Origin of the sequence: Aeromonas sp. ASNIH2 (assembly GCF_002934795.1) — a bacterium.
Taxonomy (GTDB): Bacteria; Pseudomonadota; Gammaproteobacteria; order Enterobacterales; family Aeromonadaceae; genus Aeromonas; species Aeromonas caviae.
Genome location: NZ_CP026406.1, coordinates 674,882 through 693,465, shown reverse-complemented (window position 1 = coordinate 693,465; position 18,584 = coordinate 674,882). Strand labels below are relative to the sequence as shown.

Here is an 18,584-nt window from a genome sequence, read left to right as displayed (position 1 = left end):
CAGTTCAACCAAGGAGCAACCCCATGATCCCCCCGCTTGTTGACCGCGGCCCCGGCCGCCCCGCCCTCGGACAGACACTTGGCCAGACCCTGGGTGCCCTGGCCGCCTTCGCCGCCGGCCTGCTGCTGGCGCTGATGATCGCCCAGAACGGCGCCCTGTCCCGCGCCACCGACCCCTGGCTCGCAAGTTGGCTGGCCCACGGGGTCGGCAGCCTGGTGGCCGGGCTCCTGTGGTGGCTCTCCCCAAGGCCCCCGACGCCGGAGGCGGCCCCGCCCTGGGCCTGGCTCGGCGGTCTGCCGGGGGCGCTCACCGTGGTGCTGGCGGCCCTGTGCCTCAACTCGCCCCTCGGCATGGCGGGCACCCTGGCCCTGCTGCTGCTCGGCCAGCTGCTGTTTGGTGCCCTGTGCGATGGCCTCGGCTGGCTCGGACTGGCTCGCCGCCGCCCCTCGGGAAAAGACGCGCTCGCCGCCCTGCTGGTGCTGGCCGGCGCCCTGCTTATCGTGCTGCATTAGGAGAGACACCATGACCCTCTTGATCCTGCTGGGACTGCTGAACGGCGTGGCGGTGAGCCTGTCGCGCACCCTCAATGGCCGCCTCGCCAGCGCCCGGGGCGCCATGACGGCGTCCCTTGCCAACCACCTGCTCGGCTTCGGGCTGCTCGGCGCCCTGCTCATCCTCAAAGGGGCACCCTGGGAGCGGCTAGCCGGGCTCGATCCCTGGCTGCTGCTCGGCGGGGTGCTGGGGGCGCTGTTCGTCGCCATCAGCAGTTGGGCCATCGGCCGGATCGGCGCCCTGGCCTGCGCCCTGCTCATCGTCACGGGCCAGCTGGCGGGGGGCGCCCTGCTCGATGCCCTGGCCGGACGGCTGGCCGCGAGCGATCTGCTCGGCATCCTGCTGGTGCTGGCGGGGGCTGCGCTGCAACGCTGGCAGGGCGGCAAGTCGCGCTCCCGAGGGTGAGTGATGCGGTGATGGCCTGGGTAAACCGGCAGGGATGACAAGAGTGTCGCCCTGCCTGGATGCCAAAGGCGGCTCGCCAGCCGGATCAGGGCCCAGATGAAAAGGAAAAGGCGAAAGAAAGGGAAGGAAAGGAAGAAACAGGAAGGCAAAAGAGAGCAAAGAAAGAGAGGCTGCCTGTAACCCTGGGCCAGCCCAAAAGCAGAACACCGGCGCAAGGCCGGTGTTCTGAACAGCATGGCGGCGGGCCCGGCGGGGCGCGCGGTCAGGGCCGCTTAGGCGTAGAAAGCCTCGACGGTGCATATTCCCACGCATGGCGATCGCTCAATAACATTCATGCCGATCACGTAATAACATCCATGCCGATCACTCAATAACATCCCACGCCGATCACTTTTTACCCTCGATGGGAAACCATGATCGGCATCCATGTTATTGGTGACTTTTTCTCCCCGCTTCGTTAAACCCGCACTTTCCCATCTGCTCCAACAGAGGAACGTGCATGTCTGCGAGGCCTATCACTGTGAGAAAACTCAAAGAAATTCTTCGCCTTAAATATCAGGCTCAACTGGCTCATCGGCAGATCGCCCTCAGCCTGCATATCTCTCCTAGCACCGTATCCTATTACCTCAACCGGGCGGCTCAACTGGGTATCATGACCTGGCCCCTGTCTGAGTCCTGGGATGATGTCTCCCTGGAGCGCGCATTTCTCAAGACCTGCTCTGTCCATAAAACTCAGCACAAACCCACTCCCAACTGGGCCTTGTTGCATCAGGAACTCAAAAAACCAGGTCAAAAAGGCGTGACCCTCGAGCTGCTATGGCAGGAGTACGCCGAGCGCCATCCAGGCTCCCACTACAGCTACAACCACTTCTGTCGGCTCTATAAAGAGTGGGCGGCGCTGCTGCAACCCTCGATGCGGCAGACCCATATTGCGGGCGAAAAACTCTTTGTCGACTACTGCGGCCAGACCATGCCCATTGTCGATCCGCATACCGGCGAGATCCTTTACCGGGCCCAGATCTTTGTCGCCGTGCTGGGGGCCTCCAACTACACCTTTGCCGAGGCCACCCGCTCCCAGCAGCTCGATGACTGGGTGATGAGCCACAAGCGCGCTTTCGAGTTCTTTGGCGGTGTGCCGCAATTGGTGGTACCTGATTGCCTCAAGAGTGCCGTCAGCGTGGCGCGCAATACCGATCCGGATCTCAACCCTACCTACCAGATGCTGGCGGCCCATTTCGGTACGGCGATCATGCCCGCGCGGCCCCGCAAGCCGAAGGATAAGTCCAAGGCGGAGGTGGGCGTGCAGATCGTCACCCGCTGGATCCTGGCGGTGCTGCGTCATGAAACCTTCCATAGCCTGGCCCAGCTCAATCAGCGAATGGGTGAACTGCTGACCCGGCTCAACCAGAAATCCTTCCAGAAGCTGCCTGGCTGCCGTGCCTCACTGTTTGCCGAGCTCGATGCACCGGCGCTCAAGCCGTTGCCGGATTATCCCTATCACTACACCAAAGTAGTGCCGGTGCTGGTTGGTAAGGACTACCACGTCGATCTGGAAAAGCACTATTACTCAGTGCCCTATGCCTTGCAGGGCAAGCGGCTGGAGGCGCATCTGGCCGAGCATACCGTCACGCTGTACCACGCGGGCAAGATCGTGGCCGAACACCAGCGGAGTCATCACAAAGGCCAGCACAGCAGCCTGCGTGAACACATGCCCGCGCATCATCAGGCACTGCTGGAGTGGTCGCCAGAGCGACTGCTTGGCTGGGCGGCGTCCATCGGCCCCTACACCACGCATTGGGTGGATGGCTTTATCCGGCAGGCAGAGCATTCGACGCAAGCGGTGCGCCCTTGCCTGGCCTTGCTGGGGCAGAGCAAAACCTATGGCAAGGAGCGGCTGGAAGCGGCCTGCCTCCGGGGGCACCTGACCGGCGCCAACCGGCTGCACAACATCCGCAGCATGCTCAAGCATGGCCTGGAGGAGCAACAACTCATTGCCAACGAGCGACAGGATCCGCTGCAAGACATCCGTCATGACAATGTCCATGGCGAGCACTACTTCCACTAACCCCACGGATCAGGAGAAGCCGATGCAATTACACCTCGATGAACAACTAAGCCGCCTGCACTTGAGCGGCATGAAACAGGCTCTGAACCAGCAGCAGGCCCAGAGCATGCTGTACCTGGATATGGGTTTTGAAGAGCGGCTGCAACTATTACTGAGCCATGAGCTGGTGCAGCGGGAGCAGAGGAAAACCAACCGCCTGGAGAAGCAAGCCCGGTTCCGGCTAGCCGGACAGGTGGAGCAGCTCGACTATCGGGCGGGTCGAGGCGTGAGCAAAGCGCAGATCCGCCAACTGCTGGAAGGACACTGGCTGAGTCATCAACAAAACCTGCTGCTAACGGGCGCGGCAGGCTGTGGCAAGAGTTACCTGGCGTGTGCCCTGGGCCGTTACTTTATCCGGCAAGGAGTGGGCGTGCGGTATTACCGGCTGAAAACCCTACTTGAAGAGATGCGACTGGCCCAAGCGGATGGCAGCTATCCGAAACTGCTGGAGCGGGTAAGCAACATAGGGGTACTGATCCTGGATGACTGGGGCATGGAGATGCTGGACGCGAGCGAACGCAGCAACCTGCTGGAGATCATCGATACCCGCTACGGCAACGTCTCAACGATAGTGGCGAGCCAATTGCCGGTGGAGAAGTGGTACGGGATGATCGGAGAGGCAACCTTCGCCGAGGCGATCTTGGACCGACTGATCCACAGAGCGGTGCGCGTGACCTTAACGGGAGAATCGATGAGAAAACAGGGCGCCAACTTGACCGATGCCGATCAGGCGGAGTAAAAGGAAGACGCTATAAACGCGGGCAGAAAAAAAGTGATCGGCATGATGTTATTGGCTGATCGACATGATGTTATTAGCCAGACGGTGCCCTTGACGGTGATCAGCATGGGGTTGCCGTAGCGATCCTTGGCCTTGGGGGAGGGGATCTTCACCCAACCTTCGCTGATGCAGTACTCCTCGACATTGGTGCGCTCCTTGCCGTTTACGCGAATGCCGATCTCGTGCTCGAAGCACTCTGCCACATGGTGCGGGCTGCGCGGGTTGGCCGCCAGACGGTCGGGCAGTGCAGGTTTGTTGTCGCTCATTTATAGACCTGAGTGTGATAAAAAGTGGGTCATTGTAGGCAATGCCCGTCATGGGCTCAAGGCTGGGCTGCGTCCCATGGGGGTGGACAAGGTCTGGCTACAGTTGCAGCTCGGGCAACAGCGTCGCCTGCGCCTGAAAATGGTGGCAACGGTGCTCAACGTCGTCTCTGTAACGTGCCAGATAAGCCAGCTCGGCGGGATTGTCTGTCTCAACCAGGGCGATGGCGGCATCAAGCTGATGCAGTATGTCGCTGGCCATCTTGTGCAAGGTCTGCTGCAACAGGCGTTTGGGCAGCTCGCATGCCTCGGCCATCTCCAGCAACTGCCATGCGTTGACCGCCTCGGGAGCAAACTCGTCGCCTATGGCCATGGCCAGATGCTGGTTGAACTCGGGGTAAAGCCCCACATTGACCAGATCGTACCAGGGGGTGGGCATCAGCCCTGCTTTTGATACGAAGAAGCTGTAGTTCTTGCCGTGGGCATCGTGATTGTTGACGCAGAGGTTGAAGAGCAGCCATTGCAGCATGTCCAGTCTGGCCTGCGCCGGATTGACGCAAAGTGCGCTGAGACTGAACAGCCGTGGCAGGCTCACCCCTTCCCGAATATGGGCCACGTCTCGCCCGTCACCGAAGTTGCGTTCATATTTTCGGGCGACGGGAAACCCCAGCCCCTGACAGGCATCGATCATGTGACGACGGCGCACCCTCAACCCATCCTCGTCAAGGCGCCGATCGAACCGTTCTACCAGCAAACCTCGGTGGGACTTATCGCCTTGGCCGACCCTGTGCAGTTCGACCCGCGCCACCGGCATGCCCAGCAGTGCGGCCAGCCCCATGGTCACAAACTCATTGATCACCAGATGAGGGTGATGCTCGAACTTGAGGAGGTGGGTGGAACAGAGCTCGCCCTCGCCAAATCCCAGCGCCCCCTCGAGTCGCAGCAGGTTGAGCTTGGCCTGCACACCCGCAACCGAGAGGCGGGGGCGACCATCCCAGACTTCCAGCGGCCAGATCTCGGGCTGTTCGAGGCGCAGCAACAGCTCCTCTGGGGTGATGGGGCGAAACCGGGTGGGGACGTCGGGCTCTGCGGGCAGGGTAAAGGTGACAGCCCCGGAGACATCGCGGCCGATGCCGTGGATCAGGGCAAAGAGATTGCTGCGCGAAACGGAGAGCGCCTCAATCAGATGGTCCAGCCCGCGATTTTCAGGCAGCAAGTTGCCGAGATACGCCCGGATCTGGGCACTGCTGGCCGATCCATCCAGCGCCAGTGGGGGGGAGAGCGGGAAGCCACGCGCCTGCCACTCAGGTGTATAGCCGAGCTGAAACGCATCCTGGCTGGAGTCATACTCGAGATGGCCGATCAGCTGGTTACCCAGCCGAAGTTCCAGCCGATGGCGCTCAGAACCATTCATCATCACCGACCTCGGGTTGGCTGTTGCCGCTCGCTACCTGTGAGCCCACTTCCTGCACCAGTTGCAAGTGCAGCCCCAGCGCCTTCATCACCTGCAGCAGGGTCGAGAGGTAGACATCTCCCCCTTTTTCAATCTTGATCAGGGTCTTCTTGGAGATGCCGCACAGTGAGGCCGTCACCTCCTGCGTCATCCTGGCGGCCTTGCGTCTCTCGCGGATCGCCAGCCCCAGGGAGGCGGGATCCAGTTCTTTCGGGCCGGCTTGCAACGATGCGTCTGCCATCATGATCACGAAAAAAAGTGTAGGTTGTTACACCTTAACCCATGGCGTGAGAATACATCAATCAAATGTGTACGATGGTGCACTTTTGATGGTTCTGGTACTGGTTGCAAGATAAAAGTGTAGAGGAATCTACAAAGCTGTTGGCGATTCACATAGTTACAACACTATCTCCTCCGCAGTGGAGTAGGGACTAGTGTCTGGATGTATGGAGTTAAATCCGATCACATCGTAAGTCAATTTTTAATAAAGATTCATATGGTAATGCCGATAGTAATTGAAGACTAGGGAAGGTGCGAATAAGTCATATGGCACGAGAGCATTTAATGGTAACCCATTGATATTAAATGACTAAAATTTTCATTTTTTGTTCGTGGGATACTTGTTCGCACTTTCCCTGGGCTCCAACCCGATTTCTCGTGCAAACGCGCGGGTCTCATGGGCTCGATACGCCGAGCCATTATCAGTCAGCCACTCCACCGGTGATGCCGGCAACGAATCCCCAAAGCGACGTTCGACAGACCTCAGCATGACATCTTGCACAGTGTCACTATCGTAACCCCCAGTACTGGCCGCCCAGTCCAACGCTTCCCTATCGCAGCAATCCATGGCGAACGTGACACGTAGTTTTTCACCGTTATCGCAGCGAAACTCGAAGCCATCTGAGCACCACCGTCGATTGCTCTCCTTGACGGCAACACGCCCCTTATGTGCCTGCTGGGCCAATGGTGCAGCTGGTTTTCTTTCCAGCAGCAAGCCATGCTCGCGCATGACGCGATATACCCGCTTAGCGTTTACCACAGGTTGTTCTGTTGCCTCAGACTGACGCCGTGACAGCGCCCAGACCCGGCGATAGCCATAGGAGGGAAGCTCTGCCATCGCCTCCATGATACGGCCAAGTAAGGCTGCATCATCACGCTGGCGATGATGACGACCATCTTGCCAACCCGGTTTTCGATGAACACGAACGGATAGCTGCGCACGCGATACATTAAGAGCCTGGCTCACAGCACTTAATCGTCGTCCCCCGGCAACAAGGGCGCATGCGCAATCCATTTTTTTGCTCGACCATACTCCACGGCTTCTTTGAGGATCTCGTTCTCCATGGTCTTCTTCCCGAGCAGACGCTGAAGCTCTCGGATCTGCTTGATGGCAGCAGCCAACTCGGAAGCAGGAACAACATCCTCACCGGCGGTGATCGCCGTGAGAGACCCTTCTTGGAATTGCTTACGCCATTTGAAAAGCTGGTTTGCGTTGACGTCGTGCAAGCGAGCAACATGAGAGACGGTCATCCCGGGCTCAAAGGTCTGCTGCACGATGGCGATCTTTTCTTGTGGAGTCCGGCGTCGACGGCGCTCGGCCCCTGTTAACACTTCGACCATCTTCTCGTTGTGACTAGTACTGAACATAGCTCCAAGACTACCTCTTAAGTTAAGAGGGGCGAAGTGTCTGGATCTTCAAGGGGCCAATCTAACTTATTCGCACCTTCCTTAGTTTATTGTGAAATGCTCATGGGGGTGATTTTCGTTATCACGATAAACTGTAAGGTATATGATGCCTTTTCGAGGGGATGACCGGTGCACTCATCATAGATACAGATGGTATGAAAGTCTCTTTTGATGAAAATACGTGCAGAGTCAATATATTCGTCATTAAGCCTAACACTTTAAGCTTCCTGATTACCCATGATTAGCAGTCAGTTACCACGAACTATACTGATCTTACGTACAGTTATCGAGGTGCGAGATCATGGCCAAAAGCAAAATCCAATTCCAGAAAGGCTACAGCCTGTTTGAGTTTCTCAAGGACTATGGCACTGAGGCTCAGTGCGAAAACGCGCTGTTCACTTGGCGTTTTCCTAACGGCTTTGTCTGCCCTGAATGTGCCAACAAGACCTGTTGTCGCCTGAGAAGGCGGCCACGTGTGTGGCAATGCAATCACTGCCGTCACCAGATGTCATTGACTGGAAACACGATTTTCGCAAACACCAAGCTCCCACTGACCAAGTGGTTTCTGGCAATGCACCTGTTGTCACAAACCAAAACAGGCTTGTCAGCGATGGAGCTAAAGCGCCAGTTGGGCGTCAAATATGACACCGCCTGGATGCTCAAGCACAAGCTGCTGCAAGCCATGAAAGAGTCCGATGACAAGCAGCCCATCAGCGGCATCATTCAGCTCGATGATGTCTACTGGGGTGGCGAGCGCCGTGGTGGCAAACGGGGTCGGGGCGCGGCAGGCAAGACGCCGTTTGTGGCAGCAGTGGCCCTGAACAAGGAAGGACATCCAATCAAGATGCGGATGACGGTGGTCGATGGTTTCAAAACCAAGTCCGTTGCTGATTGGGCAAAACGGCATATTGCCAGTGGTAGCGCGGTGATATCCGATGGATTGGCCTGTTTCAAAGCGGTCAAGGAGGCCAATTGTGAGCACCTGGGAGTTGTCACCGGGGGCAACCTGGACTGGCTGGATCATCCGGCATTCAACTGGGTAAACACGATGATAGGAAATGTGAAAAACTCGCTGCGGGGCAGTTGCCATACGCTCGGAGCGAAGCATTTACCAAGGCATCTTGCGGAATACTGCTTCCGGTTTAATCATCGTTTTGACCTCAATAGCATGTTGGTAGAATTGGGGCATGCAGTCGTGGCAAGCCCTCCGATGCCATATCGGCTCTTGAAGCTGGCTGAGGGTCATGGGTAATCAGGTTAAGCTTAGTGTTGGATTATCTGATTGTTTAGTTCTCAAGTGTTCTTCTCCTATTGCCTTCCCAAGAAACGGTACAACGATGTTAATGATCATAACAAATACGAAATAGAAAGGGAGCCGGTTAGGCTCCCTTTGGTACGCTGATATCATTATGGCTGAGGCGGATACGCAGCCGGACCATTCACGGCCAAGGGCATGTGGCCAGTGCGCCCCTTATCGATTGGTCGCGGCCTTCATCCCTTCCACAAACTCCTTCAGACGGGTGAGCATATGCTCCGGGTTCTGGTGGTGGGTCTCGATGATCTTCACCACTGCCGAACCCGAGATGGCGCCGGCGGCGCCAGCCTTGATGGCATCGCGTACCTGGGCCGGTTCGCTGATGCCAAAGCCGAGCAAGGCGGGGGGGGCGTTGAACTCGCGCAGGGAGTTGATGAGGCCCTCCACCGGCATGCCGGCCTTGGTCTCGGCACCGGTCACGCCAGCACGGCTCACCAGATAGGTGTAACCGTTACCCAGCTCCGCCACCTGCTTCAGGGTTTCGGCGTCGCCATTGGGCGGGGCGATAAAGATGCTGTCGATGCCGAACTTGTCGGCCGCCGCCTTGTAGGGGGCGCACATCTGCACCGGCACGTCGGCCACCAGCACCGAATCCACCCCCGCCTGCTGGCACTTCTCGTAGAAGCCGTCGATGTGGCGCACATAGACCAGGTTCGCGTAGACCAGGAGGCCAATGGGGAGCTGCGGGTACTTGGCGCGGATGCGGGCGAGCAGGCCGAAGCAGTCGTCCGGGGTGGTGTGGCTGGCAAAGGCACGCAGGGCGGCACCCTGAATGGTGGGGCCGTCCGCCACCGGATCGGAGAAGGGAATACCGAGCTCGAGGGCGTCGGCGCCCCCTTGGACCAGGGCATCGACGATGGCCAGGGACAGTTCGGGGGTGGGGTCACCCAGCATCACGAAGGGCACGAAGGCGCCCTGATTGGCCTTGTCCAGACGGGAGAAGAGTTGAGCGTAACGGTTCATGACAAGGTTCCTTCTTTTTCAAAGATGTCGGCAACGGTGAAGATGTCTTTGTCGCCACGGCCGGAGAGGTTGACGATGAGCACCTGCTCTTTTTCCGGTTCACTGCGGGCCATCTTGAGGGCATGAGCCAGGGCGTGAGAGGACTCCAGCGCCGGGATGATCCCTTCGGATTTGGCCAGCTCCTGGAAGGCGTCCAGCGCCTCCTTGTCGGTCACCGAGGGGTACTCGGCGCGGCCGATGGCGGCCAGGTGGGCGTGCTGGGGGCCGACGGAGGGGAAGTCCAGCCCCGCCGAGACGGAGTAGGACTCCTGGATCTGGCCCTGGTTGTCCTGCATCAGGAAGGAGTGCATGCCAAAGAAGACCCCCTTGCTGCCGTGACCCAGCGGCGCGCCGTGCTCGCCGCTCTCGATGCCGTGACCACCGGGTTCGACCCCGATAAGGCGCACTTCAGGGTTGTCGATAAAATCCGCAAACATGCCGATGGCATTCGAGCCGCCGCCGACGCAGGCGATCACCGCATCCGGCAGGCGCTCCTCCTTCTCGAAGCACTGGGCCTTGGCCTCTTCCCCGATCATCTTCTGGAACTCCCGCACGATAGTGGGGAAGGGGTGGGGGCCGGCGGCGGTACCGAGCAGGTAGTGGGCGGTTTCATAGTTGGCAGCCCAGTCGCGCAGTGCCTCGTTGCAGGCATCTTTGAGGGTGCTGGAGCCGGAGTGCACCGGGATGACGGTGGCGCCCATCAGCTTCATGCGAAATACGTTGGGCTTCTGGCGCTCGCAATCCTTGGCGCCCATATAGACCCGGCACTTGAGGCCGAGCAGGGCACAAGCCAGGGCAGTGGCGACGCCGTGCTGACCGGCGCCGGTCTCGGCGATGATCTCGTGCTTGCCCATGCGCTTGGCAAGCAGGGCCTGACCCAGCACCTGGTTGGTCTTGTGGGCGCCGCCGTGCAGCAGATCTTCACGCTTGAGGTAGAGGCGGGTCTTGGTGCCCTTGGTCAAATTGCGGGTGAGGGTGAGCGGTGTCGGGCGACCGGCGTACTCGGTCAGGAGCGCCTGAAACTCGGCGACGAAGGCCGGATCATCCTTGGCATCGACAAAGGCCTTCTCCAGCTGGAGCAGGGCGGGGATGAGGATCTGGGGCACATACATACCACCAAATTCACCGAAAAACGGATTGAGCAGGGTCATACATTATTCCTTGTGCTTATGGGCAAACGCAGTTCATTAATTCGTTGAATGAGTCACGGGGCGCTCACAGTTGGCGCAGGGCACCAAAGGCGGCCGCCAGCTTGTGGGCATCCTTCCTGCCCGGGGCACTCTCCACCCCGGAGTTGAAATCAAGGCCCACACAGCCCACCCGGGCGGCCTCGAGGGCGTTGTCGGGGTTGAGCCCCCCTGCCAGCATCAGTTTGCTCTTGTCGAGCCCGGCCAGCAGAGTCCAGTCGAACGCCTGACCGGTGCCGCCGCTCTGGCTGCCGACTTTCGTATCCAGCAGCAGGCGATCCGCCGGGTAGTCGAGGGCGGGCAGGGGCTCGCCACTTGTGACTCCAACCGCTTTCCAGATCTGGCAGCCTGCCGGCAGCAGCGCGCGCAGTGCCTCGACATAGGCGGCATCTTCATCCCCGTGCAGTTGCACGGCGGCGAGCCCCAGCGCATCCACCGTCTTGGCGATGGTGGCGGGCTGGGCATTGCGAAACACCCCGACGTAAGAGAGCGGCGCACCCGCCATCACGGCGCGGGCGGCGGGAATGTCCACGTAGCGCGGGCTTTTCGCCACAAAGATAAGGCCGCCGAACACGGCGCCCGCCTGATGGGCGGCGGCGGCGTGCTCGGGACGAGTCAGGCCGCACACCTTGTTCTGGCCGAGCACGAGCTTGCGCACCGCGGCCTCCAGATCCGGCTCCGCCATGAGGGAAGAGCCCACCAGGAAGCCCTTGGCGTGGTGGCGCAGGGCCGCCACCTGGGCGCGGTGGTTGATGCCGGATTCGCTGATCACCACCCGATCCCCCGGGATCCTGGCCGCCAGCTGCCGGGTGCGGGCGAGATCGACGCTCAAATCCCGCAGATCCCGGTTGTTGATGCCAATCACCGGGGCGCCGAGGTCGATGGCGCGGGTCAGCTCCTCCTCGTTGCTCACCTCGGTGAGCACTCCGAGGCCCAATTCTTTCGCCACTTTGAACAGGGCGCGATACCCCTCGTCGGTGAGCACGGAGAGCATCAGGAGGATGGCGTCCGCCTGATAGTGGCGGGCCAGATAGACCTGATAGGGGTCAATCATGAAGTCCTTGCAGAGCACCGGCTGCTGGACGCGGCCCCGTACCCGGGGCAGGAAGGCGAAATCCCCCTGGAAGAACTTCTCGTCCGTCAGCACCGAGATGGCGGTGGCGTAGTGGCCATAGATGTCGGCGATGGCCTCCGGGCTGAAGTCGTTGCGGATCAAGCCCTTGGAGGGGGAGGCCTTCTTGCACTCCAGAATGAAGCGGGTGGAGCCTTGGCGCAGATCCCCCTCGAAGTCCCGATCGCTCGGGGTGAGCGCGTCCTGGAAGCTCGCCAGGGGCTGGCTCTCCTTGCGGGCGGCGACCCACTCCTGCTTGGCCGCCACGATCTTGCCGAGAATGGTCTGGCTGATGGAGGCCATGTTCAGAAAGGCGTGGGGAGCAATGACATCTGACATCTCGTTATCCTTGCGAAGCTGGCTGTTGCCCGTCGGGCGTTCTGGGTGAGTGCCCCTGGGGCACGCTGCGGTGGTGGCTGACATCATGCCTCCTGATGGCTCAGGGTGGCGAGATCCCGGGCGAGGAGGGCGGCCTGGCCGCTTGCCAGCACCGCCAGCACCCGGGCGGCGGCCTGCCTAAAGTCCGGGGCCTCGCCCGCCATGACCAGGAGCGGCGCCACGTTGGCGGCGATGGCGGCGTTGTGGGCCGGGCTGCCGCGTCCTTCCAGGATGGCGGCGGTGATGGCGCGGTTCTCCTCGGGCTCACCGCCCTGGATGGCGCTGACCGGGTAGGTGTCGAGGCCAAAGTCCGCCGGGGTGAGCAAGTACTCGCGAATTTCGCCGTCACGGATTTCCGCCACCTGGGTCGGGCCGTGGATGGCAATCTCGTCGAGACCGGCGCCGTGCACCACCATACCGGTTTTCAGGCCGAGTGCCAGCAGGGTTTCGGCGATGGGGCGCACCAGCTCGGGGGCATAGACCCCCATCAGCTGGAAGCTGGGACGAGCGGGGTTGATGAGCGGCCCCAGCACGTTGAACAGGGTGCGGGTCTTGAGGGCCTGGCGCACCGGCATGGCATGGCGCACCCCGGCGTGGTACTGGGGGGCGAACAGGAAGCAGACCCCGAGCTCGTCCAGGCAGCGGCGGGCCTGGGTCGGGCTCATGTCGAGCTTGATGCCCATTTTATCGAGCAGATCGCTCGACCCCGACTTGCTCGAGACCGAGCGGTTGCCGTGCTTGGCCACTTTCAGGCCGCAGGCGGCGGCCACCAGGGCCGAGGTGGTGGAGACGTTGATGGTGTTGAGGCCGTCCCCTCCGGTGCCGACGATGTCGCAGAAGGCATAGTCCGGGCGCGGGAAGTCGCGGGCTTCGGCCAACAGCGCCTCGGCGGCGCCGGCGATCTCCTCCGGGGTCTCCCCCTTGATCTTGAGAGCGGTCAAAAGGCTCGCGAGCACGATGGGATCCACTTCACCACGAACCACCTGGCCGAAGGCGTCGCGGGCGGCGTCGCGGGTGAGAGACTGACCCTGATAGAGGGTGTTGAGATGTTGATGCATGGTCTCTTCCTTACCGCACGTGGCTTTCTGGACGGGTGACATGGGCGAGGGCCTGGGTGAGCAGGCGGGCCCCTTCGCTGGTCATGATGGATTCCGGGTGGAACTGGAAGCCCAGCACCCGCTCGTCACGCTGCTCGATGGCCATGGGCATGCCCTGATAGTGGGCAATCACCTGCAACTCTTGTGGCACATAGGTGGCCACCAGGGAGTGGTAGCGGGCCACCGGCAAGGGGCTCGGCAGCCCCGCGAAGGCGCCATGGCCGTTGTGCTCGATGAGGGAGCGCTTGCCGTGGACGATTTCCCCCGCCGCCCCGACGGTGCCGCCGTAGGCTTCGCACAGGGCCTGATGACCGAGGCAGATGCCGAGGATGGGCACCCGGCCCCGGGCCAGCTTGATGAGGTCGATGAGGCAGCCCGCCTCATGGGGCGCGCCCGGCCCCGGGGAGAGCACCAGGACGGCGTCCCCTTCGCAGGCGTCGATCTCACTCATGATGCGGCTCGCCTGCAGGCTGTTGCGGTAGATGCGCACCGGGTAGCCCAGGGTGCGGAACTGGTCGACGAGGTTGTAGGTAAACGAGTCGAAGTTGTCGAGCAGGAAGATGTTAGTCATGGGACTGCTCCTTCGAAGTGCGGAACTGGTCGGTCAAAGCGTTGTAAGTGAACGAATCGACGTTGTCGAGCAGGAAGATGTTAGTCATGGCTCACGTCCTTGTGTTGTTCCTGCTGGGCGCTGAGGGCCTGCAGGGAGGTGCCATGGCTGGCAGCGATGGCGGCCAGCACGGCCGCCGCCTTGGCACGGGTCTCGTCCGCCTCGGCCTGGGGTTTGGAGTCATAGACCACCCCGGCGCCGGCCTGGACATGGGCTACCCCCTCTTTCACGAAGGCGGAGCGGATGACGATGCAGGTGTCCATCTCCCCCGCGCCGTTCAGGTAACCCACGGCGCCGCCGTAGCTGCCGCGACGCTTGCCTTCCACCATGCGGATAAGCTCGCTGGCGCGCAGCTTGGGGGCACCGGTCAGGGTGCCCATGTTCATGCAGGCCTGGTAGGCGTGCAGGGCGTCAAGGTCGGCGCGAAGGGTGCCCACCACCCGGGAGACCAGGTGCATGACGTGGCTGTAGCGATCCACTTTCAGCAGATCCTTGACGTAGCGGGTACCGGGGGCGGAGATGCGGGCGATGTCGTTGCGACCCAGATCCACCAGCATCAGGTGCTCGGCCACCTCTTTCTCGTCCTGGCGCAGCTCCAGCTCGATGCGGCCGTCCAGATCCAGGTTGATGCTGCCGTCCGGGTTGAGGCCACGGCGGCGGGTGCCGGCGATGGGGTACATCTCCACCTGGCGGCTGTTGGCGCAGAACTTGACCGCGCTCTCGGGGGAGGCGCCAAACAGGGTGAAGCCCTCGTCCTGCACGTAGAACATGTAGGGGCTGGGGTTGGTCTGCTTGAGGCGGCGATAGGCGGCGACGGGATCCGGGCAGGGGAGGGAGAAGCTGCGGGACGGCACCACCTGGAAGATGTCACCACGGCGGATGAAGCCCTTGAGCTTCTCGACCTCGGCGCAGAACTGCTTGTCCCCCTTGTCGACGGCCAGGACGCCGGTCAGCGGCGCCGAGCCCTGCGGCGCAGGCAGCGGCTGCTGACAGGCCTGCTTGAAGGACTCGAGGCGAGCGGTCAGGCGGGCGTAGCGCGCGTCCAGCTGCTCATCCTCTTCGCCGCCGAACAGGCAGGCCACCAACTGGGTGCTCTGCTTGATGTGGTCGATGGTGATCAGGGTCTCGGCCACATAGAAGCAGTAGTCAGGGCAGTCGTTGCTCCCCTCTGGCACCTCGGGCAAGTCTTCAAAGGAGGCGATGAGGTCGTAGGCGAAGCTGCCCGCCATGAAGAGGGCCTCTTTGCCCTGCGGGCATTGCAGCTCCCGCTGCAGGGTGCGCAGCACGTCCAGCACGCTGCTGCCCTTGAGGCGGCTGTCTTCGTCAAGCTCCCGATCGGACGCCGGGAAGTCGAGGTGCAGCTCGTCCGCCACCCGGGTCTGGGTGATGACGGCGGGCAGGCGCTGCTCCAGCAGGCTCAGCAGGGCGGCGCCGTTGTCGCCGAGGGGGCGCACCTGCACGGTGCGGCCGCGGCACTCGATGCGCAGGCAGGCGTCCACCAGCAGCAGGCTCTGGGTGCCGGCCTTGGAGTCGATCTCCACCGATTCGAGCAGCAGGTTGTTGGGTCTGTCCTGGCAGAGTCGGGTATAGAGTGCCAGGGGGTCTGTCACATAGGGGGCATTGAGCCGGATGGTATCGAATTCGCCCAGGGGCAAACGGGTCTTGTTGCCTGTCATAATGCCTTCCCTTGCATGTGTTGTGTGTCACCGATGGTCATGGCGCTGTCTCTCTTGAAAATGGGTCGGGTTCGGGTCACGTCAGCGAGTTCGCCATCGCCATGTCAGTGTGCTTCTCTGAATTGTCGGTTTCATCACAGGTCCATTTGCCGGATAATAAAAAAGCCCGCTGGGGTCAGCGGGCTTTTTCTTTGGGTTCTTAACTTGCTGTCAGATTACAGGTACAGCAACGACCACACGCCCGCATGTCAGGGAGTGTGCCACCACCAGATGGTCAGGATGGAAGTCGCTTGCATGAGATTGAGTCCTGTAAAAAGATGTTTGCAATGAAGTGCCTACAGAAAACGATAAAGCCGCGGCCAAGTCAAGTCGCTTTTTTGCCGGCCTTTTCCAGGCAGGTCCCAAACAAGAGCGAAACACGCCGATGAGATTCGATCTTCATTGCCACACCACCGCCTCGGACGGGGTGCTGAGCCCCGCCGACCTGGTGCGCCGCGCCGCCGAAAAAGGGGTGGAGGTGTTAGCGGTCACTGACCACGATACCCTCGACGGGCTTGAGGAGGTGCGCCAGACCATCTCGGCCGACCAGTTGCCACTGCGCCTGGTGAGCGGGGTGGAGATCTCCACCGGGTGGGAGCATCACGAGATCCACATCGTGGCCCTCGGGGTGGACGAGAAAAATCCCCAGTTGCTCGCCTTTCTGGCAGGGCAGCGAGCCCGCCGAGAGGCGCGCGCCGAGGAGATCGGGCGTCGTCTGGAGAAGTGCCTCATCCCGGGCACCTATGAAGAGGCCAAGCAGCTCGCCGGTGACGCCGCCGTGACTCGGGCCCACTTTGCCCGGGTGCTGGTGGCGCGCGGGGTGGCCGACAATATGCAGAAGGTGTTCAAGAAGTACCTGAGCCGGGGCAACAAGGGCTATGTGCCCGCCGAGTGGCCCGGGATGGGGGAGGCCATCGAGGCCATCCACGCCGCAGGCGGGCTGGCGGTGCTGGCCCACCCGAGCCGCTACAATCTCACCGCCAAGTGGATCAAGCGGCTGCTGGTGGCCTTCAAGGCCGTCGGGGGGGATGCCATGGAGGTCTCCCTGCCCCAGCAGAGCCCACAGGAGCGGGCGAATCTCGGCCAGTGGGCCAGGGAGCACGATCTCTATATTTCGGTGGGGTCCGATTTTCACTTCCCCTCCAACTGGACCGAGCTTGGCCGCCACCTCTGGCTCCCCAAGGAGGGGATGCCGCTGTGGCTCGGTCACCCCGGTCATTTCGGGCTCACCCCCGAGGAGCATGCGGGCCTGCTGGCCAGCCGCTGACCCCCCGGGCCGGCATCTTTGATGCAGGCGAGTCTGCGTCAAACAGGTTAAGGTAGTGTCATGGGCCAAGGGGCCCTTGACCATGAAGCGGGCAACGAGCGTGCCCCCTATCGCGAGAAGAGCATATGAGTCAGCATTTTTACGTACATCCCGACAATCCCCAGGTTCGCCTCATCAGCCAGGCGGTGCAGATCCTGCAAAACGGCGGCGTCATCGTCTATCCCACCGACTCCGGCTACGCCCTGGGCTGCCAGATGGGCAACAAGGATGCCCTGGAGCGCATCTGCCGCATCCGTCGCATCGAGCCGAACCACGACTTCACCCTGGTGTGCCGGGATCTCTCGGAGATCTCCACCTATGCCAAGGTGGACAACACCGCCTTCCGGCTGGTCAAGAACAACACCCCCGGACCCTACACCTTCATCTTCAAGGCCACCAAGGAGGTGCCGCGCCGCCTCATGAACGAGAAGAAGAAGACCATCGGTATCCGGGTCCCGGCCAACAACATCGCGCTGGCCTTGCTTGAGGCCCTCGGTGAGCCGCTGCTCTCCACCACCCTGATCCTGCCGGGCTCCGAGATGGCGGAGTTCGACCCCGAGGAGATTGCCGACAAGCTCGGCAAGCAGCTGGATCTGGTGGTCAACGGCGGGTATCTGGGCGAGCAGCCCACCACTGTGGTGGACTTCTCCGACGACGAGCCCGTGCTGCGTCGCCGCGGTGCCGGGGATCCGACGCCGTTTGAGTGATCTTGCCGACCCCGTGCCCGCGCTGACAACCCCCGCGGGCACGACGGGGGAGGCTTCCCTTCCCCCGCCCATCGCCACCGTGCTGGGGCAGCCCTACCATGAGCTGCCCCAGGACTTGTTCATCCCCCCTGATGCGTTGGAGGTGTTTCTCGACACCTTCGAGGGGCCGCTGGATCTCTTGCTCTACCTCATCCGGCGCCAGCAGCTCGACATCCTCAACCTGCCCATCCTGCAGATCACCGCCCAGTACATGGAGTACGTGGATCTGATGCAGGGGCTCAACCTCGAGCTGGCGGCGGAATACCTGCTGATGGCGGCCTGGCTCGCGGAGATAAAGTCCCGCCTGCTGCTGCCCAAGGCCCCGGAGCTGGAAGCCGAGGAGGAGGGAGAAGACCCTCGCGTCACCCTCATTCGTCGCCTGCAGGAGTACGAGCGCTACAAGCTGGGGGCGGAGCGGGTCAATGCCCTGCCGAGGGTGGAGCGGGAGATCTTCGTCGCCGCCGCCATGGCGCCGGATTTTGGTGTCTTGAAGCCATTGGTGCCCGATGTTTCTCTGGTTGAACTCGCCCTTTACATGCAAAGTGTGGTAAAACGCGCGACTCATTTTGAACATCACCAGATCCGCCGCGAGCAGATCCCGACCCGGGTACGGATGGCGGAGATCCTCGCCATGCTCTCCCTGGGCCAGACCCTGCGCCTGGAGCAGGTGCTGCGGGCCGAGGAGGGGCGCATGGGGGTGCTGGTGACCTTCCTGGCCCTGCTGGAGCTGTGCAAGGAGCAATTGATCTGGATCTTGCAGGCGGAGCCCCTGGGCCCCATCCATTTTGCCCTGGCGAGTCAGGGGAAAGGGGAGGAGCATGAGCATCTACACTGAGCGAGGGGCGGCGCCAGGGGCGTGGACCCGGGAGGTCCACC

General features: G+C 61.6%; 16 protein-coding genes and 2 pseudogenes. 8 read left to right on the top strand and 10 right to left on the bottom strand.

Features of this window, described 5'->3' with window-relative positions; all coding sequences use genetic code 11:
• Positions 1–23: 23 nt before the first annotated feature.
• The 4 genes from C3F36_RS03165 (at position 24) to istB (ending at position 3,800) form a co-directional block, all read left to right on the top strand.
• Positions 24–512: a DMT family transporter gene (locus C3F36_RS03165; RefSeq protein WP_104454450.1), complete on the top strand. Its 489-nt coding sequence runs from the start codon at positions 24–26 to the stop codon at positions 510–512.
• Positions 513–522: 10 nt separating this feature from the next.
• On the top strand, positions 523–957 hold the full coding sequence (locus tag C3F36_RS03160) for a DMT family transporter (protein ID WP_045524056.1): 435 nt from the start codon (positions 523–525) through the stop codon (positions 955–957).
• Between the two features lie 499 nt (positions 958–1,456).
• The gene (istA, locus tag C3F36_RS03155) at positions 1,457–3,022 is read left to right on the top strand and encodes an IS21-like element ISAs27 family transposase (protein ID WP_043851823.1); all 1,566 of its coding nucleotides are present in this window, start codon (positions 1,457–1,459) and stop codon (positions 3,020–3,022) included.
• 22 nt (positions 3,023–3,044) lie between these two features.
• Positions 3,045–3,800 carry an IS21-like element ISAs27 family helper ATPase IstB gene (gene istB, locus C3F36_RS03150; protein WP_043851824.1) on the top strand — a complete coding sequence of 252 codons (756 nt, stop codon included), beginning with the start codon at positions 3,045–3,047 and terminating at the stop codon, positions 3,798–3,800.
• Between the two features lie 80 nt (positions 3,801–3,880).
• Here the strand turns inward: istB and C3F36_RS03145 are convergent.
• The 4 genes and pseudogenes from C3F36_RS03145 to C3F36_RS03130 all read right to left on the bottom strand — a co-directional run.
• A pseudogene (locus C3F36_RS03145) lies at positions 3,881–4,105 on the bottom strand (DUF3297 family protein); the annotation flags it as partial.
• Positions 4,106–4,202: 97 nt separating this feature from the next.
• On the bottom strand, positions 4,203–5,519 hold the full coding sequence (locus C3F36_RS03140) for a HipA domain-containing protein (protein ID WP_104454449.1): 1,317 nt from the start codon (positions 5,517–5,519) through the stop codon (positions 4,203–4,205).
• Positions 5,503–5,799 carry a helix-turn-helix domain-containing protein gene (locus C3F36_RS03135; protein ID WP_050498308.1) on the bottom strand — a complete coding sequence of 99 codons (297 nt, stop codon included), beginning with the start codon at positions 5,797–5,799 and terminating at the stop codon, positions 5,503–5,505. Before C3F36_RS03135 ends, C3F36_RS03140 begins: the two co-directional genes overlap by 17 nt.
• A 369-nt stretch (positions 5,800–6,168) precedes the next feature.
• Positions 6,169–7,175, bottom strand: a pseudogene (locus C3F36_RS03130) (IS3 family transposase); the annotation flags it as partial.
• A 367-nt stretch (positions 7,176–7,542) separates the two neighbouring features.
• Here C3F36_RS03130 and C3F36_RS03125 point away from each other — a divergent pair.
• The gene (locus tag C3F36_RS03125; protein WP_043851557.1) at positions 7,543–8,493 is read left to right on the top strand and encodes an IS1595-like element ISKpn3 family transposase; all 951 of its coding nucleotides are present in this window, start codon (positions 7,543–7,545) and stop codon (positions 8,491–8,493) included.
• 219 nt (positions 8,494–8,712) lie between these two features.
• On the opposite strand, the gene trpA is transcribed toward C3F36_RS03125, so the two are convergent.
• From trpA to C3F36_RS03095, 6 genes are all read right to left on the bottom strand, one after another.
• Positions 8,713–9,519 carry a tryptophan synthase subunit alpha gene (trpA, locus tag C3F36_RS03120; RefSeq protein ID WP_041213215.1) on the bottom strand — a complete coding sequence of 269 codons (807 nt, stop codon included), beginning with the start codon at positions 9,517–9,519 and terminating at the stop codon, positions 8,713–8,715.
• Positions 9,516–10,709, bottom strand: a complete 1,194-nt coding sequence (trpB, locus tag C3F36_RS03115; RefSeq protein WP_041213214.1) for a tryptophan synthase subunit beta — start codon at positions 10,707–10,709, stop codon at positions 9,516–9,518. The genes trpA and trpB overlap by 4 nt, the downstream gene beginning before the upstream one ends.
• A gap of 64 nt (positions 10,710–10,773) precedes the next feature.
• Positions 10,774–12,279, bottom strand: a complete 1,506-nt coding sequence (gene trpCF / locus C3F36_RS03110; protein WP_069785303.1) for a bifunctional indole-3-glycerol-phosphate synthase TrpC/phosphoribosylanthranilate isomerase TrpF — start codon at positions 12,277–12,279, stop codon at positions 10,774–10,776.
• Positions 12,279–13,292, bottom strand: coding sequence for an anthranilate phosphoribosyltransferase (trpD, locus tag C3F36_RS03105; RefSeq protein ID WP_053288294.1), 1,014 nt, complete (start codon positions 13,290–13,292; stop codon positions 12,279–12,281). The genes trpCF and trpD overlap by 1 nt, the downstream gene beginning before the upstream one ends.
• Positions 13,293–13,302: 10 nt before the next feature.
• On the bottom strand, positions 13,303–13,902 hold the full coding sequence (locus C3F36_RS03100; protein ID WP_069785302.1) for an aminodeoxychorismate/anthranilate synthase component II: 600 nt from the start codon (positions 13,900–13,902) through the stop codon (positions 13,303–13,305).
• Positions 13,903–13,982: 80 nt separating this feature from the next.
• Positions 13,983–15,617, bottom strand: a complete 1,635-nt coding sequence (locus C3F36_RS03095) for an anthranilate synthase component 1 (protein WP_104454448.1) — start codon at positions 15,615–15,617, stop codon at positions 13,983–13,985.
• Between the two features lie 424 nt (positions 15,618–16,041).
• On the opposite strand from C3F36_RS03095, the gene rnm reads away from it, so the two are divergent.
• The 3 genes from rnm (at position 16,042) to C3F36_RS03080 (ending at position 18,543) form a co-directional block, all read left to right on the top strand.
• The gene (gene rnm / locus C3F36_RS03090; protein WP_039039192.1) at positions 16,042–16,923 is read left to right on the top strand and encodes an RNase RNM; all 882 of its coding nucleotides are present in this window, start codon (positions 16,042–16,044) and stop codon (positions 16,921–16,923) included.
• A gap of 125 nt (positions 16,924–17,048) precedes the next feature.
• Positions 17,049–17,669, top strand: a complete 621-nt coding sequence (locus C3F36_RS03085) for an L-threonylcarbamoyladenylate synthase (protein WP_010673702.1) — start codon at positions 17,049–17,051, stop codon at positions 17,667–17,669.
• Positions 17,662–18,543: a segregation and condensation protein A gene (locus tag C3F36_RS03080; RefSeq protein WP_199769657.1), complete on the top strand. Its 882-nt coding sequence runs from the start codon at positions 17,662–17,664 to the stop codon at positions 18,541–18,543. Before C3F36_RS03085 ends, C3F36_RS03080 begins: the two co-directional genes overlap by 8 nt.
• The last annotated feature ends 41 nt before the right edge of the window (positions 18,544–18,584 follow it).

What these genes read in the sequence shown, in the direction of transcription:
- C3F36_RS03160 (WP_045524056.1), top strand. Translation starts at nt 523, where the DNA reads ATGACCCTCTTGATCCTGCTGGGACTGCTGAACGGCGTGGCGGTGAGC.
- C3F36_RS03100 (WP_069785302.1), bottom strand. Translation starts at nt 13,902, where the DNA reads ATGACTAACATCTTCCTGCTCGACAACTTCGACTCGTTTACCTACAAC.
- C3F36_RS03085 (WP_010673702.1), top strand. Translation starts at nt 17,049, where the DNA reads ATGAGTCAGCATTTTTACGTACATCCCGACAATCCCCAGGTTCGCCTC.
- istA (WP_043851823.1), top strand. Translation starts at nt 1,457, where the DNA reads ATGTCTGCGAGGCCTATCACTGTGAGAAAACTCAAAGAAATTCTTCGC.
- C3F36_RS03125 (WP_043851557.1), top strand. Translation starts at nt 7,543, where the DNA reads ATGGCCAAAAGCAAAATCCAATTCCAGAAAGGCTACAGCCTGTTTGAG.
- istB (WP_043851824.1), top strand. Translation starts at nt 3,045, where the DNA reads ATGCAATTACACCTCGATGAACAACTAAGCCGCCTGCACTTGAGCGGC.
- trpA (WP_041213215.1), bottom strand. Translation starts at nt 9,519, where the DNA reads ATGAACCGTTACGCTCAACTCTTCTCCCGTCTGGACAAGGCCAATCAG.
- C3F36_RS03095 (WP_104454448.1), bottom strand. Translation starts at nt 15,617, where the DNA reads ATGACAGGCAACAAGACCCGTTTGCCCCTGGGCGAATTCGATACCATC.
- trpB (WP_041213214.1), bottom strand. Translation starts at nt 10,709, where the DNA reads ATGACCCTGCTCAATCCGTTTTTCGGTGAATTTGGTGGTATGTATGTG.
- C3F36_RS03135 (WP_050498308.1), bottom strand. Translation starts at nt 5,799, where the DNA reads ATGATGGCAGACGCATCGTTGCAAGCCGGCCCGAAAGAACTGGATCCC.
- rnm (WP_039039192.1), top strand. Translation starts at nt 16,042, where the DNA reads ATGAGATTCGATCTTCATTGCCACACCACCGCCTCGGACGGGGTGCTG.
- C3F36_RS03165 (WP_104454450.1), top strand. Translation starts at nt 24, where the DNA reads ATGATCCCCCCGCTTGTTGACCGCGGCCCCGGCCGCCCCGCCCTCGGA.
- trpD (WP_053288294.1), bottom strand. Translation starts at nt 13,292, where the DNA reads ATGCATCAACATCTCAACACCCTCTATCAGGGTCAGTCTCTCACCCGC.
- C3F36_RS03140 (WP_104454449.1), bottom strand. Translation starts at nt 5,519, where the DNA reads ATGATGAATGGTTCTGAGCGCCATCGGCTGGAACTTCGGCTGGGTAAC.
- trpCF (WP_069785303.1), bottom strand. Translation starts at nt 12,279, where the DNA reads ATGTCAGCCACCACCGCAGCGTGCCCCAGGGGCACTCACCCAGAACGC.